This is a genomic window from Paenibacillus ehimensis NBRC 15659, from assembly GCF_004000785.1.
Taxonomy (GTDB): Bacteria; Bacillota; Bacilli; order Paenibacillales; family NBRC-103111; genus Paenibacillus_G; species Paenibacillus_G ehimensis.
Genome location: NZ_BILX01000112.1, coordinates 1 through 14,923, shown reverse-complemented (window position 1 = coordinate 14,923; position 14,923 = coordinate 1). Strand labels below are relative to the sequence as shown.

Genomic DNA, 14,923 nt, shown 5'->3' with positions numbered 1-14,923 from the left:
GGGCGGCCGCCATGAAATTGGGCCGTCTTCCCTTCCGGCAGTCCCCGTATAAGGTGAATTGAGAGATGGACAGCACCTGGCCCCCGGTCTCAAGCACCGAATGGTTCATTTTTCCTTGCTCGTCTTCAAATATGCGCAAGCCCGATATTTTATCGGCAAGGTACCGGGCATCCTCTTCGGTATCGCCGTCCGCAATGCCGACCAGCAGCACCAAGCCGTGGTCGATGCGGCCTACCGTTTCCCCGTTCACCGTCACTTGTGCCGCTTTGCTTCGCTGCAGTACCACTCTCATGAACGTCCTGACTCCGTTTCAAAAAATAAGTTTTCCGAGCCTTTAAGCCTGCATAATGCGCTGTACCGAATAAACATCCTTGATCCGCTTGATTTTTTCCACAACCGAATGCAGATGATCGATATTGCGGATCAGGATCGTCATGTGGATGACCACCATCTTGTTTTTATCCGAGCGGCCGGAAACGGCGGAAATCACCGTTTTGCATTCCGATACGACCTGCAGCACTTCGTTCAGCAGACCGCGCCGGTCGTGACCCGTAATTTCGATCTCGACATTGTAGTTCGCCTCGACGTTGTCCGCCCACTCGACCTCGATCACGCGATTTCCTTCGTCGCTGCACTCCGGCGAAGGAATGTTCGTACAGTCCGAGCGGTGAACGGATACCCCCCGTCCGCGCGTAATATACCCGATAATCGCATCGCCCGGCACCGGATTGCAGCAGCGGGCAAACCGCACGAGCAGATTGTCCACTCCTTTGACCCGGACCCCTCCGGTCGGACGGCCTCTGCGCTCCTTATCCGACACCGGCGCTTTCATTTCCTTAACCTCGGACGTAAGCTGCATCGCCTGCTGCTGGGCTTCCTCCGCTTCCCTCCGAACCTTCTCCGTCAAACGGGTCACGATCTGGGCTGCGGTGATGCCGCCGAAGCCGACGGCCGACAGCATGTCCTCAATTTCGTTAAAGTTGAATTTTCGGGCGACCTCCAGCATTTCGTCGTCTTTCGTCAGCGCAGGAACGTCGTAGCCGAGACGTTTCAGCTCGCGCTCGATCATTTCGCGTCCTTTGAGCACGTTTTCTTCGCGGCGCTCTTTCTTGAACCATTGGCGGATCTTGGTCCGGGCATGCGACGATTGAGCGATTTTCACCCAATCCTGGCTCGGTCCGTACGAATGCTTGGACGTCAAAATCTCGATAATATCGCCCGTTTTCAGCTTGTGATCGAGCGGGACGATGCGTCCGTTGACTTTGGCGCCGATCGTACGGTTCCCGACCTCCGTATGGATCCGGTAAGCAAAATCAAGCGGAACCGAGCCCGCAGGCAGTTCGATGACTTCGCCTTTCGGCGTAAATACGAACACCAGATCGGAGAAAAAGTCCATTTTGAGCGACTCGACGAACTCCTGCGCATCCTGCGTTTCGTTCTGGAGCTCAAGAATTTCGCGGATAAAATGCATTTTGTCTTCGTAGCTGCCTGAAGGGACGGACGTGCCTTCTTTATAGGCCCAATGCGCAGCCACCCCGTATTCCGAGGTACGATGCATCTCAAACGTACGGATCTGAACTTCCAGCGGCTCGCCTTTCGGTCCGATGACCGTCGTATGCAGCGATTGATACATGTTCGGCTTCGGCATGGCGATATAATCTTTGAACCGTCCGGGCATCGGCTTCCACAGCGTATGAATGATCCCTAGCGTGGCGTAGCAGTCTTTGATATTGTCGACGATAATCCTGAGCGCCAGCAGATCGTAGATTTCATTGAACTGCTTGCTTTTCACCGTCATCTTCTTGTAAATGCTGTAAATATGCTTCGGTCTTCCCGAAATATCGCCATCGATCCCCATCTCCTGCAGCTTTTCGCCTACGGACGCAATGACGTCGCTTAAGTACTGCTCCCGTTCGGCGCGCTTCTTCTGCATAAGGTTCACGATGCGGTAATACTGCTGGGGATTCAAGTAGCGCAGGGCGATGTCTTCCATCTCCCACTTGATCGCCGATATCCCCAGACGATGCGCGATCGGGCAGAAGATCTCCAGCGTCTCGTCCGCGATGCGCCGCTGCGCTTCTTCCGACTGGTGCTTGAGCGTGCGCATGTTATGCAGACGGTCCGCCAATTTAATAAGAATGACGCGAATGTCCTGTGCCATGGCGACGAACATTTTGCGATAGTTTTCGTTCTGGTGCTCTTCCTTGCTCTTGAATTTGATTTTCTCGAGTTTGGTGAGGCCGTCGACGATCATCGCACAGGTCGCGCCGAATTTCTCATGCACCGTTTCGAGCGATACGGTCGTATCCTCTACCACGTCATGGAGCAGCGCAGCAATGATGGAAGTCGTATCCATCTGCATGTTAACCAAAATATCCGCAACGGCAAGCGGATGCAATATATAGGGCTCCCCGGATTTGCGCACTTGGCCGTAATGCGCCTGATCCGCAAATTCATAAGCTTCCCGGATTCGTTTCAGGTCATTTTCTTTCAAATATGTGGATGCCTTCGCAAGAAGCTGCTCTATCCCCATCCGTTCATCCATTCCCTTAATTCGATTTTAATCCATTATGCCCTTGAACCGGGGGCTGCGTCAAGAATTTGCGGGACAAACCGACATATTACGCGCAAAACGGACAATTGTGCACGATCCGCGTACGCTGACGGCTACAAATCCCGCAGCGCATCGGCTACTAGCCTGCGGCGTTCTTCAATATACCTCCGAATCATCCATACTTCGCCCTCGAACTCGGAAATGGGCCATTTGCGGGCCGTATCCCGCACCACATAAGGTCTTATCGCGCTGTGCATGGCGTGGGCGACGGGAATGATTCTTCTTACCGTGAACGGGTCGTTCAGTAAAGCCGCAAGCAGCTGTTTATACTTTCTCCGGATGGAAGGACATTTCAGCAAGGCGCGGGTCAGCCGGTTATATCCGGTTACTCGCACCAAATCGCTGCCGCACGGTTTGCCGAAGCAGTTTCTTCCCCAGGTTCCCTCATAATCCCATGGAATGATCCGGTACTTTTGTGTTTTTCGGTGTCGGTACATGGCATAATTTTGATCGAATCCGTCATAATTTCCCGTCAAAACGGCCCCTGCCAACCAACGGAGGTAGTTGTCGATGTCCAAGCGAAGCTGCAAAAACGGCAACAGCGCTTTAGAACTGCCCGATCCGAGCGTATTCAGCTTGCGGATAAACAACATGAACTTGCTCCGGTCATCCGCGGTTCCGATCATTTGTTTGTAGCCTGAAAACAATGAGGACTTTTTGCGGCTCGAATCGTTCGAATACAAGCTGAAGTTAGCATCGTCATTTACGGCATAAAATAACGATTGGACCGAGATCCCCCGTCTTCGGAAGAAATAGTGGTCGACCCCTTCAATCTCCAGGTACACCCCTAAATTTTGGCCGTTGAGCCGCAGCAAGCAATGTCCGGTTTGAGGACACGGCACTCCGATCCATTCGAAAAAGCGAAACGACAAGGCATTCCGAATCATGGAAGGATCGTCGTACTCGGCATTATAATGGTACGTTTTCCCGCCGCGAACCACTTCGTAGGAACGTTTCGGGTAGTCGCGCGTATGTCCGCCCCGATAGCGAACCTTAATCTCCTTTTTTGTTCCCTCCGACACCATGCTTCCTTGAACGAAACGGTTGCTCCAGACGTTTTTTTGCAGCTGTTTCAACTGCGGCTCGCCAATCATCAAGTTTCTCACAGGCAGTTCCGCAACCATCGCCTTTCCGCCTTTCTCTACAAAGCAAAAAGCCTATCCTTAAAGATAGGCTTTTTGTGCTACTTTACGGTATGCATCCGCAAACACCCCAGTCACGGCGCTTGCCTCTTGTCTGCATCCCTATGGGGGGCGTATGCCATATCAACGTCGGTTCGAACCATTGCAGAAATTGCGGCTGCGACTGCTGTTACCGTCGCTTGATAATTTCGCCGCCCCCTCCCAAATCTACCATATGTATGTCCAACCTCAAGATACAAGCGGAAATTAAAAGACAACTAGATTTCAGACTATACCGAATGATGCGAGACCCATATAAATAAATTACAACTCAAACGAAGAGCGTTATGACGGTTATTTTTCTACTAGACTTGCAATCGGGATGAAAGGGATTCAACGAAATTTGGGATTACTATTGCGAAAAATTATAAGGAGGTGTTCGTTTGTGAAAACGATACGTTCGTATATCAATCGCTATGTCGAGTTGTCCGTCTCCGGCAAAAGGATTCGTGTCCGTGGTTTATTAATTGATATCGGCAGCGATATTATGGTGCTTCACGATGGGGAAAGGTTTCTCTACCTCCCGCTCTTGCATCTGCAGCAAATGTCTCTCTCCGTCAAACAAGAGCCAGGCGTGGAATTTTCGGAGATTTCTTGGGAACCGTCTCAAGATTTATCGTACCGAAAAGTATTGATGAACGCCAAAGGGATGTTCACCGAACTGTATATAACCGGAAATCAATCGATTCACGGATACGTAACAAGCATCATGAACGATTTTTTCGTCTTTCAATCGCCTGTTTTTCATTCCGTTTTGATCGCTATGCGGCATTTAAAATATTTGATTCCTTACCGTCCGAATGCAACGCCTTATGCTATGAATCCGACTTCCTTTCCGGTCAGCACACCCACCATGGCTCTGGCGAGAACGCTCGATCAACAATTGAAAAAATTAGAAGGGGAACTCGTCGTATTCAATCTTGGAGAGCATCCAGGCAAGATAGGTCTGTTAAAAAGCGCCGACACCCCCATGATCGAAGTCATTACTTCCGGCGGCGCGTCGATGTTCATGCATATCGATCATGTCCAAACGGTTCACTGCCCTTAAACTGCGAGGTCTTTCATTGAAGAAAAAAGCGGCCCCAAGGAATCCTTCAGGCCGCTTTTCGATGAAGATCAATACTGAACAAGCGAAAATACTTCGACCCCGTTCAGCTTCTCCCGTCCGTTAAGCTCCAAAAGCTCGATCAGGAACGCCGCCCCGACCACTTCTCCGCCCAACTGCTTCACCAAGTTTATCGAGGTCGCAATCGTGCCCCCTGTGGCCAGCAAATCGTCGGCGATCAGCACTTTTTGACCCGGCGCAATCGCATCGTCATGCATCGCAAGCTTGTCTTTGCCATACTCCAAAGCGTAATCCGCTTCAATCGTCGCTCCCGGCAGCTTCCCGCTTTTGCGGATCGGCACGAAGCCGATTCCCAGTGCGATCGCCAGCGGAGCGCCGATCACGAAACCGCGCGCTTCCGGTCCGGCGATGCAATCAATCTCCTTATCCTTGAAACGGCGGGCAAGCTCTTCAATAACGGCTTTGTAGGCTTGGCCGTCTCTCAGCAATGTCGTGATGTCCTTAAAGCTGATTCCCGGCTGCGGGAAGTCTTCGATAACGCGAATATAATCTTTGAAGTTCATACAATTTCCTCCATCATGGAATGGTTTGGCTCTAGTCCCTTCAGAAGCTTCGCACGAAGCTCCTTTGCGGAGCAGTACAGAAGCTCCTGTTCAACATCCGGCCGTTTCGAACGGCTGCGGTAAAGCAGCGATGCGGATAAATCTTTTTTCTCGGAGGAGGGAACAACCTTGTATCCCTCCCCTTCCGGCTCAATCAAGCCAAGCTCGGTAAACACGTCCAATATGAAATGGACGAGATGCGGAGAAAGCGCGCAGCGTCTCGCGATCGCCTGAACAACCTGACCGCCTGCGGACCGGCTCGCGGCTTCCGGCCGCAGTGCCATGACGGCGCCGTATACGGCTTTGAACATCTCGCGGCCTGGCAATATGCTGCCTTGCTTATCCTCTTCGGTGCCTCCAAAGGCAGCGTAATACCGCTGCGCAGAGGAAGCCTCGGCGGCCAGCGAGTGCAGTTGCTCCATCCTCTGAGGGAGAGAGTAAATGAACACATCCGAAGCCTCCGATAACGCTGTAAGTGCCGCGCGATCGTTCGCAGGCCGAAACCTGCCGTGAATATCGGCACACCACAGCGTATACCGGTCGGAAGGCGATTGGAGCGGAACCGGAATCGTCTCTCCAAATACGACAACGGCAGGCAAAACGTCAGTTTGCGCCATTGGGTGTCGTTCAAGCCGTTCGCACAGCTCCGCCAGCTTCTTCTCCGGCCTCTGTGCCCCTCGCCAGTCGAACAACTGAATTTCCGGCACGCGTACGTCCTGAATCATAATTTGCGGACGGCGCACTCCGTTCCATTCGTTGATGGATAGCTCTCCAAGCACTTCAAGCTGTGCTGAGGGCGATATCCATTCCGCCAAAGAAGCTTTGCCGAATCCGACCCCATCCATAGCAGCCGCCGTCTCATCCTGCGCAGAACGGAGAGACAGCTTCAAATGCTGCTGCTCCTTGCCCATTGTGCGCATGTCGTTTAAAGCAAGACCGCCGAACACGAAACGCGGGGACGGGTTCCCCATCCCGAACGGTCCAAGCCTCTCCAGCTGTCCGATGCTTTCCAGAGTTACATCGCTGAAATCGCAGACCAGATCCGCATCGAGCTGCGGTATGTAATCGTCCGGTGTCAGCCATTCTTTCGCCAGCTGCTCCAACCGAAGGCCGAGTTCCGGCAAATGAGTCCTTGCAAGCGTCATGCCCGCCGCCATCGGATGACCGCCGTAATGATCCATTAAATCGGAGCAATGCGTTAAGGCGCGGTACATGTCGAAGCCGGCGATCGAACGCGCAGAGCCTTTGGCCATACCGGTTTCTGCATCAATGCCCAAAATGATGGTCGGCCGATAAAATCGGTCGACGATCTTGGAGGCGACGATGCCGATCACACCGACGTTCCACTCTTCGTGAGCCAGTACGATGGCCTCGGGCAGTCCGCCGTTCGCTTTGCGTTTTTCAACCATGTCTACGGCTTGTTTGGTCATTTCATCGACAATGCGCTGCCGTTCCTTGTTCAGTTGATCCAGCTCGAATGCCAGCTGCTCCGCTTCCTGTTCGCTCGTCGTCGTCAGAAGCCTGACCGCCGTATCCGCGCTAAGCAGACGGCCGCTTGCATTGATACGGGGCGCCAGAGCAAACCCGATGTGCGTAGAGGTTACTTCCCGAACCGGAACGCCCGCTATTTCCAGCAGCGCTCGAATGCCATAATTCGCAGTCGACCTCATCCGTTCTAAGCCTTGCTTAACGATAATCCGGTTTTCGTCCGTCAGCAGCATGAGATCGGCCACCGTACCGATGGCGGCAAACTCCAGCAGCTCCTCGGGCCAACGGCCGAGCAGTGCTTGTGCGAGCTTAAGAGCGACGCCTACCCCTGCAAGCTGCTTATAAGGGTATGGACAACCGGGCTTTTTCGGGTTGATCAATACGTAAGCTTCCGGCAGTACTTCCGGCGGTTCATGGTGATCCGTAACGATAACATCGATCCCCAGAGCGTTCGCATACGCGATTTCCTTCACCGCGCTAATGCCGGTATCGACCGTCACGATCAGCCCGACGCCCTGCTCCTTCGCCGCGTCAAGCGCAGCGGTATTCAGACCGTAGCCTTCGTGAACGCGATGCGGAATGTAATAATCGAACGCGCAGCCGAGCTGGCGCAGCAGGTGAACCATCAGCGTCGTACTGCTGACACCGTCCGCATCGTAATCGCCGTAAATGCGAACATACTCTCCGGTATCGATCGCCTTCCGAATTCGTTCCACCGCTTGGTCCATACCATCTAAAAGGAACGGATCGTACGTCTGATCCGTTCCTCCGTATAAAAAATGGGCGGCTTGCGTGGAATCTGTTATTCCCCGGACAACGAGCAGTCTTGAAATGATCGGCGGCAAATCAAGCTCCTCCGCCAACCTTTCAGCCGCTTTGCCGTCTGCCGCGCCGATATTCCATCTTGCCTTCGCCTGAAGCATGACGGCCGTTCCCCCTATTCCTCTTAATGAAGCACCGTGGGCATATCGTCAGGCTCCGAATCCGCACTTTTGTACGGATAACCTGCATCATACGGATTGACGTGCACGAACACGTCGGAAACGTGCAGGAACCGTTTCATGAGCGTATGCTTGACGATTTTGGCAATATCATGCCCTTCCTGAATCGAGATGCGCGGATTGACGCTGATTTTCACGTCGACAATGACATAATGGCCGTGTTCCCGCGCCCGCAATTGATCTACGGCGATAACGCCTTTAATGCGCTGCACCGTATCGAGCAAATCTGCCGCATCTTCTTGATGCAGTACATGGTCCATCGTGCTGTGAACCGAGTCCATCAATAAACGGTACCCCATTCGAAGCACCATGACCGCGACGACCAAACCCGCAATCGGGTCCAGATAATACAAATAAGCATTTCCGAAATAGGAACCGAGCATTGCGCCCCCGACCCCGACAAATGCGGCAATCGAGGAATAAACGTCGGAGCGGTGCTCCCAAGCGTTAGCGATCAAGGCTTGACTTGCCAGCTTTTTCCCAAGCCGGAACTTATATTGAAACATCGCTTCTTTAACAATGATGGACAAGATGAGCACCGTAAGCGCGAAGCCTTCCGGCGGTTCGTGCACGCCGCCATAGATCGATTTCGCTGCCGAAATGCCGATTTCCACGCCGACCACAAGCAGCAGCACCGATAAAACAATGGCCGCGATCGGCTCCGCCTTGCCGTGTCCGTACGGATGATCCTCGTCAGGGGGCCGCTTGGCCGCGCGAAGCCCGACCAGCACCGCAACCGAACCTACGACATCCGACGCCGAATGGAACGCATCGGCCATTAATGCTTTACTGTTGGCCATATAGCCGGTTACGCCTTTCAGAAGGGCCAGGGCAAGATTTCCTGCTATGCCGATCCATGCGCCCGCAGCCGCCTGCTTGTAACGTTCCTCCGTCATGGGCCACTCCTCCATGAGATTGATAGAAAGGCCGCGGAAACTTGCCGTTTCACGCGGCCGGCCGCAGATGAACCATGGCTTCGGTAAAAGCGGTTCTTACGCTTTCGCTGCAGAGCTCTTTTTGGAGCCGAGCGACTTGCTTTTCAGATCGTACCAAAGCGGACCTGCAATAAAGATGGAAGAATAAGCGCCGCTGGTCAGACCGACGATCTTCGCAAGCGCGAAGAGCTGAATGGAAGGACTGCCGAGCACAAGCAAACAAACGGCAGCAATCAATACCGTAAGAACCGTATTGATATTTCTCGTCATCGTCTGCCAGATACTGTCGTTCAATAAGTTCGCCAAATCGTCCGGCGTCTTTAATTTGGCAAAGCGCAGATTTTCGCGCACCCGGTCAAAGACGACGATTTTATCGTTAATCGAATAACCGATCGTTGTGAGCACGGCGGCCATAAACGGCAGGTTCACTTCCAGCCGGAAGATCGCGAACACGCTGATGACCAAAAAAGCGTCGTGCAAAATCGCAATAATCGAAGCAATCGCGAAACGCCACTCGAAGCGAATCGTAACATAGAGACAAATGGCCAAGCTGGCGACCCCGATCGCGATGAGCGCTTTATTGCGAAGCTCCAGCGCCATATCCGGCGTAACGGTATTTACTTCCTGCGATACGCCGTCGCCGTAGGTTGCCTTGAATTTTTCCTGAATCTGCTTCAAGGTTGCTTCGGGCAAGATGTCGTTAAATCTCATAGATAAGCGATTGTTGTTATCCCCGCCAAGGGTCATCACCCCGGCTTCGACGCCGACGCTTTTGAGCAGTTCTTCGGCTTTGGCCTTATCCATCGCTTGTCCGGCCGAGATGTCCATGGACGTACCCGCCCGGAATTCTACCCCGTAGTTCAGACCGCTGACCGCCAACACAACGGCGCCGACGATACAAATGAGAAGCGAAATGATATAGAACGTTTTGCGATGTTTGACAAAATCAAAAAGGATTTTAGTTTTAGAGTTCACGGATTTCCGACTCCTTTACGCCAAAATAGACCGGCTTCTTGAACAAATTGCTTCGGATGAGCAGCAAGGTCAAAAACCGCGCAAAGAAGACGTTCGTGATTACACTAAGCACGATGCTGAGCATCGTCGTGAGCGCGAATCCGCGGATGGCTCCGTTACCGATGTAGAATAATACAAAGCCGGCAATAATATTTGTAATATTGGCATCCATAATCGTTCTGAACGAATGCTTCGAGCCCGCTTTCATCGAGGAAAGAATACTTTTGCCGCTGCGAATTTCCTCTTTGATCCGTTCGGCGGTAATGATGTTCGCGTCGACCGCCATCCCGATCCCGAGAATAAACGCCGCAATCCCCGGCAGCGTCAGCGTTGCATTGATCAAGTCGAAGACGAGAAGAAGCAGCCAGGAGTAGGTTATGATCGATATCGAGGCGACGAGGCCCGGCACCCGGTAAAAGATCAGCATGAAGAGCAGGATCAGCACGGAACCGACAAGGCCGGCTTTCACCGTTTCCTGCAGGGACAATTGACCAAGCGTAGCGCCTACGCTCTGCGTATATTTCTCGGTAAGCTTCAATGGAAGCGCGCCGAGGTTGATCGTGTCTTTCAGCTTGTTGGCTTCGTCATACGTATAATTGCCTGAAATCGTTGCTTTACCGTCGGACAATACCTGTTGGACGACCGGCGCGGATAGTTGGGTCTCGTCCAAATAAATGGCAAGCGGTTGGCCGAGCAGCTTCTCCGTAACCTTGCGGAATTTCTCTTTATCCTTGACTTCGATCGAAATGATAGGACGGTTCGCTTCATCGAAACCGACTTTGGCAGCGCCCTCCACGAAGTCGCTCCCCAGCATTTCCTTCGTGCCGTCCGGCCCGCGGAATGTGAGCTGCGCAGGCTCTTTAATGATCTTTCTGACTTCCTCTTCGTTCGACACCCCGGCCAGTTTCACGCGAATTCGGTCGCTGCCCTCGGTTGTTACTTCCGGCTCTGCAATTCCGAGACTATCGGCCCGTTTCTCCAGACTGATAGCGGTTTGCTTGAGCGATTCGGGGGTAACCGGCTTCCCGGGCTCAATCGGCTCCACAACGTACAGAATCTCAAAGCCGCCTTTCAAATCAAGCCCCAGCTTCACTTGTTTGACAAGCTGCGGACTCGTCACTCCGATCGCAGCAAAGACGATCAGTACGATAGCGAAAAAAGCGACGATTCTTTTGATGTCCATAAAAGTCTCCTTCCATACTCAATATTCCTATTATACCTACGTGCGAAAAACGAGTCAATTTGCCTCTTTTTTCCTTCTCCTAAAGACGCGCGCAAAAAAGAAGCCCGCTCGCTAGCGATGGGCATCCTTGTATATGCTCATGGTCATCCAGTTCATGAACTGCGTCGCCTTCAAAGATAAAATATCGTTGACGATCCGGTGCAGCGGAGGAACGCCGGTCTTATGGTATTTGTCGCTGACGCACTCCCATATTTCCTCTCCTGTCACCTGCTCGTAACCGATCATGCGGAACTCCTCGGCTTTGCTGCGGCAAATGTCCTCGATCACCCGGCTGAGCTGCTCGTCATCCATGGGCTCTTCTTCCGATTCAGGGTCCGGTTCCGATTCCATATGCTTCATCCATAGCTCCGGCAGATTGCCGACGTCGGGTTCGCGCTCCTTGTCATATTCCTCAGCCGAGACCGAATCGATCTCCTGTTGGGACTCCTCCGGCTTCGGATCAGCCCATCCTTCTTCCTCGCGCGTACGCAAGTCCGGAACCGGCGCTTCCGCCAACGGGTCCTGCGGGTGATCTCCGGATTCCCTCTCCGAGTAAAAAAGCTCCATATAAGGGATCGGCTCCGAAAGCGGCTGCCCGGCTGCAGGTCCCTGCGCCCCGCCTTCTTCCGGATTCCGGGAATCAGAGCTGCCCGGTCTCCCATCCCCGGCTCCCGGCTCCGTTTCCGAAGCGGAGGCGGCATCTTGCTCCAATCCCGCTTCCATGGAATCCGGACCCTTGCCGTCGCTGCGATCCTGTTTCCAACTGTCGTTTTCCATCTTGCAACCCTCCCGCGTGCGCAGCCTCGTTATTGTACGTATTCGCTGTACCGGACCGTTTTCCTGCCGCTTGCGCCTGCGGCGCGCTCTAAAAATTGTTGCATGCGCTTGGACAGGTTGTGCATATCCATTAGTAACGCACGGGAATACAAGCTCATCCAGGAAGAAAGAAGGTCGGTCCCTTGACAAAACAATCGTTTATCCAAGGAACGCTCATCCTCCTTGCAGCAGGCATTGTCAACCGTATCCTCGGCTTCATTCCCCGGATTACGCTTCCGCGGGTAATCGGTCCGGAGGGAATTGGCCTTTATCAAATGGGGTGGCCGTTTCTCATCGTCATTCTTACGATCGTCACCGGAGGCATCCCGGTGGCGGTAGCCAAATTGATCGCTGCGGCCGAAGCCGAAGACAACCCGACCCGGGTACGCACGATCTTTCGGGTAGCGCTTGCCTTGGCGACCGTAGTCAGCTTTGTCTTCACGGCCGTCATCGTTCTCGGCGCCCGCTGGATTACCGACCACCTGTTCACGGACTCCCGGGTCTACTACACGTTCCTGTGTATGACGCCGATCATTCCGCTCGTCGGCATATCGGCCGTATTCCGCGGGTATTTTCAAGGCCGGCAGGATATGATTCCGACGGCGCTGTCTCAAGTGGTCGAGACGCTCGTCCGCATCGTTACCGTGCTCGCCTTTGCCTTCATGCTGCTGCCTTACGGCATCGAATTTGCCGCCGCGGGAGCGATGATCGGCGTCATGGTCGGCGAGTTGTGCGCCCTGCTCGTTCTGGTGCTGCTTTACCGGCATAACCGGTCGCAGCGCCAGGCGCCTCCGCGGACGAAGATCGGCTCCCAACGTTCGCTTACCCGCTTCGCGAGCCTGAAAAGTCTTCTCCAATTGGCTGTGCCCGTTACCGGAAGCAAGCTGGTTGGTTCCGGCTCGTATTTTCTCGAATCGATTCTGATTATTCAAAGCCTCGCTGCGGCAGGCGTAGCAACCGGTGTGGCGACGGCGCAGTACGGTGCATTGCAAGGCATGATTATTCCGGTGCTGATGCTCCCAAGCGCTCTTACCTTTTCCCTCGCGGTCTCGCTTATCCCATCCTTGTCCGAGGCGGCCGCCAAGAACGATATGAAAACCATCCATATGCGGCTGCACCAATCGCTGAAGCTTGCTTTGGTGACGGGCGCCCCCTTTGCCGTGCTGATGTATGTGCTGGCCGAGCCGATTTGCCAGTATATGTACGGGCAGCCCGGGGTCGGGGCCATGCTTCGGATGATGGCGCCCGCAGCGCTTTTCATTTATTTTCAGGCGCCACTGCAATCGACCCTCCAGGCGCTTGAAAGACCCGGCAGCGCACTGATCAATACGCTCGTCGGGTCCGTCGTAAAGCTGACGCTGATTTATGTGTTGGCCAGCCGTCCGGAATTCGGCATCTTGGGTGCGGTTGTCGCCATCAGCGTGAATATCATGCTCGTCACCTTGCTGCACTGGAACAGCGTCGTGCGCCTGCTTCAGTTTCGCATGCAGACTGCGGATTTCCTGAAAGTCGGGATAAGTATGGCGGTCGCCGGCTTCGCCAGCTATGTCGTGATGTATACGCCTTGGATTGCCAGCGGGTTTACCCGTTTTGCCTTCTCCTGTCTGACCGGGATGATCATTTATCTGCTGATCGCCATTCTGCTTAAACTTATTAACCGCGACGACGTTTTCCGGATTTTATGGCTTGGCAAAAGGTTTGTGAAATAACGGCGGCGCCGGTCATCTTTTCTTGTCGATAAACCAGCGGCCCCGATGATCGACGGAACAAAAAAACACGTCTTTGAAATCTTTGACTCCCTTATCCTGAAGCTGGCTCTTGAGCCAAAACCGGGTTTGGCCAAGCTTGGTCAAGTTTTCGTCCTGTACTTTACCGTCCATGATCAGCGGCAAAGGAAGTCCTTCGTAACGAAACGAAGCCGACTTGTCGACGGACGGCTCCGCCTCTTGATTTTTTTCTACCACGGTCAGCTTACCCGACGATTCGAGAAGGGCAAACTCCACATCCGCAAGGTTTGTAACTTTATTCTCTCTCAATTGCAGCAGAAGATCGTCCAAATTGTAGAGCTGACGCTCCATTTCCTTCCGATTCAGCTTGCCGTTCTGAATAATGGGGGAAGGCTTGCCTTCAAACAAGCGGCGCAGCTTCTCGTTTTTCAACGAAACAAAGGCAATGGTCAACTGAACCACGACTAGCGTCGCCATGGGAAGGATGCCCTCGATTAAAGGCTTCTTCATATCCTCCAGCACGAACACGGCAATTTCCGCGATCATGATGGAAATAACGAGGTCGAAGACCGACAGCTTGCCGATCTCCCTTTTTCCCATAATGCGCAGGGTAAAAAATACGATCACATAGATCAGGATGGTGCGAAAAAAAAGCGGCAGTAGATCCATGGACTCGGCCTCCCCGAATGCAGTTCAATGCCTATTGTAGCCCCGGGGAACGATTGTCATGCGGGTGAATTGCTGGTAACCATTCAAGGAATCCGCAGCCGAAGAAGCTGTACTATTTCGGTGTACATGCCCATACAATGGAAAATAGAATGGCTGGGAACAGGAGGTCAAGAGGGATGATGAAAAGCTCGCCCTTATTTGCCGGATTGGTGTATGCCGTGGCGTTCATGCTGGCCGGGACGCTGCTAGCTTCGCTTGTATTGCTGGGAACGAATATTCCGGAGAAATCGTGGTTTGGCGCAACGCTCTTTATTCACGGAGTCGCCATGCTGGTGGGGGGTGCGGTATCAGGCAAGCGCAGCGGCAGCAAAGGCTGGTATCACGGGGGACTGTTGGGGGCAATGTATACTGTGGTCGTATGGATGATCGGATTTCTGGCGTACGATGCAGGATTTTCCAAGGAAATGCTGGGGCTTGCTTTGGTAGCTTTGCTGGCTGGGGCGCTAGGCGGGATGATTGGCATCAATTTGAAGAAATGAGCGGGACAATCGGGACAATCAAAAACGGCTCCCTCCGTCCGGAACGGAA

General features: G+C 53.4%; 13 protein-coding genes. 3 read left to right on the top strand and 10 right to left on the bottom strand.

Annotation, left to right across the window (positions count from 1 at the left end; translation table 11 throughout):
• The 3 genes from dtd to PEH01S_RS32225 form a co-directional block, all read right to left on the bottom strand.
• Nucleotides 1-292 (bottom strand): D-aminoacyl-tRNA deacylase (dtd, locus tag PEH01S_RS32235; protein ID WP_127490236.1); only part of this gene is annotated, 292 nt, incomplete at its 3' end.
• Nucleotides 293-334: 42 nt separating this feature from the next.
• A complete protein-coding gene (locus PEH01S_RS32230) occupies nucleotides 335-2,533 on the bottom strand; it encodes a RelA/SpoT family protein (RefSeq protein WP_025850295.1) in 2,199 nt (732 codons plus the stop codon).
• A 134-nt stretch (nucleotides 2,534-2,667) separates the two neighbouring features.
• Entirely contained in the window at nucleotides 2,668-3,738 is a 1,071-nt protein-coding gene (locus PEH01S_RS32225) for a CotH kinase family protein (RefSeq protein WP_127490235.1), read from the bottom strand.
• Between the two features lie 442 nt (nucleotides 3,739-4,180).
• On the opposite strand from PEH01S_RS32225, the gene PEH01S_RS32220 reads away from it, so the two are divergent.
• The gene (locus tag PEH01S_RS32220) at nucleotides 4,181-4,843 is read left to right on the top strand and encodes a DUF2642 domain-containing protein (RefSeq protein ID WP_127490234.1); all 663 of its coding nucleotides are present in this window, start codon (nucleotides 4,181-4,183) and stop codon (nucleotides 4,841-4,843) included.
• Between the two features lie 68 nt (nucleotides 4,844-4,911).
• Here PEH01S_RS32220 and PEH01S_RS32215 read toward each other — a convergent pair whose 3' ends face one another.
• The 6 genes from PEH01S_RS32215 to PEH01S_RS36050 form a co-directional block, all read right to left on the bottom strand.
• Entirely contained in the window at nucleotides 4,912-5,424 is a 513-nt protein-coding gene (locus PEH01S_RS32215) for an adenine phosphoribosyltransferase (RefSeq protein ID WP_025850298.1), read from the bottom strand.
• A complete protein-coding gene (gene recJ / locus PEH01S_RS32210) occupies nucleotides 5,421-7,874 on the bottom strand; it encodes a single-stranded-DNA-specific exonuclease RecJ (protein WP_127490233.1) in 2,454 nt (817 codons plus the stop codon). The genes PEH01S_RS32215 and recJ overlap by 4 nt, the downstream gene beginning before the upstream one ends.
• Before the next feature lie 23 nt (nucleotides 7,875-7,897).
• Nucleotides 7,898-8,848 carry a cation diffusion facilitator family transporter gene (locus PEH01S_RS32205; protein ID WP_036714284.1) on the bottom strand — a complete coding sequence of 317 codons (951 nt, stop codon included), beginning with the start codon at nucleotides 8,846-8,848 and terminating at the stop codon, nucleotides 7,898-7,900.
• 96 nt (nucleotides 8,849-8,944) lie between these two features.
• A complete protein-coding gene (gene secF, locus PEH01S_RS32200) occupies nucleotides 8,945-9,862 on the bottom strand; it encodes a protein translocase subunit SecF (protein ID WP_084159624.1) in 918 nt (305 codons plus the stop codon).
• Entirely contained in the window at nucleotides 9,852-11,084 is a 1,233-nt protein-coding gene (gene secD / locus PEH01S_RS32195) for a protein translocase subunit SecD (protein ID WP_084159625.1), read from the bottom strand. Before secD ends, secF begins: the two co-directional genes overlap by 11 nt.
• Before the next feature lie 111 nt (nucleotides 11,085-11,195).
• Nucleotides 11,196-11,900, bottom strand: a complete 705-nt coding sequence (locus tag PEH01S_RS36050) for a post-transcriptional regulator (RefSeq protein WP_307720144.1) — start codon at nucleotides 11,898-11,900, stop codon at nucleotides 11,196-11,198.
• A 182-nt stretch (nucleotides 11,901-12,082) separates the two neighbouring features.
• Here PEH01S_RS36050 and spoVB point away from each other — a divergent pair, with 182 nt between their 5' ends.
• Nucleotides 12,083-13,648, top strand: a complete 1,566-nt coding sequence (gene spoVB / locus PEH01S_RS32185; protein WP_127490232.1) for a stage V sporulation protein B — start codon at nucleotides 12,083-12,085, stop codon at nucleotides 13,646-13,648.
• Between the two features lie 12 nt (nucleotides 13,649-13,660).
• Here the strand turns inward: spoVB and PEH01S_RS32180 are convergent, their stop codons facing one another.
• On the bottom strand, nucleotides 13,661-14,335 hold the full coding sequence (locus PEH01S_RS32180) for a DUF421 domain-containing protein (protein WP_025850302.1): 675 nt from the start codon (nucleotides 14,333-14,335) through the stop codon (nucleotides 13,661-13,663).
• Nucleotides 14,336-14,511: 176 nt separating this feature from the next.
• Between PEH01S_RS32180 and PEH01S_RS32175 the strand changes: the two genes are divergently transcribed.
• A complete protein-coding gene (locus tag PEH01S_RS32175) occupies nucleotides 14,512-14,874 on the top strand; it encodes a TIGR04086 family membrane protein (RefSeq protein WP_246063130.1) in 363 nt (120 codons plus the stop codon).
• Nucleotides 14,875-14,923: the final 49 nt, after the last annotated feature.

What these genes read in the sequence shown, in the direction of transcription:
- PEH01S_RS32180 (WP_025850302.1), bottom strand. Translation starts at nt 14,335, where the DNA reads ATGGATCTACTGCCGCTTTTTTTTCGCACCATCCTGATCTATGTGATC.
- PEH01S_RS32205 (WP_036714284.1), bottom strand. Translation starts at nt 8,848, where the DNA reads ATGACGGAGGAACGTTACAAGCAGGCGGCTGCGGGCGCATGGATCGGC.
- PEH01S_RS32215 (WP_025850298.1), bottom strand. Translation starts at nt 5,424, where the DNA reads ATGAACTTCAAAGATTATATTCGCGTTATCGAAGACTTCCCGCAGCCG.
- recJ (WP_127490233.1), bottom strand. Translation starts at nt 7,874, where the DNA reads ATGCTTCAGGCGAAGGCAAGATGGAATATCGGCGCGGCAGACGGCAAA.
- PEH01S_RS32175 (WP_246063130.1), top strand. Translation starts at nt 14,512, where the DNA reads ATGATGAAAAGCTCGCCCTTATTTGCCGGATTGGTGTATGCCGTGGCG.
- PEH01S_RS32230 (WP_025850295.1), bottom strand. Translation starts at nt 2,533, where the DNA reads ATGGGGATAGAGCAGCTTCTTGCGAAGGCATCCACATATTTGAAAGAA.
- secD (WP_084159625.1), bottom strand. Translation starts at nt 11,084, where the DNA reads ATGGACATCAAAAGAATCGTCGCTTTTTTCGCTATCGTACTGATCGTC.
- PEH01S_RS36050 (WP_307720144.1), bottom strand. Translation starts at nt 11,900, where the DNA reads ATGGAAAACGACAGTTGGAAACAGGATCGCAGCGACGGCAAGGGTCCG.
- PEH01S_RS32225 (WP_127490235.1), bottom strand. Translation starts at nt 3,738, where the DNA reads ATGGTTGCGGAACTGCCTGTGAGAAACTTGATGATTGGCGAGCCGCAG.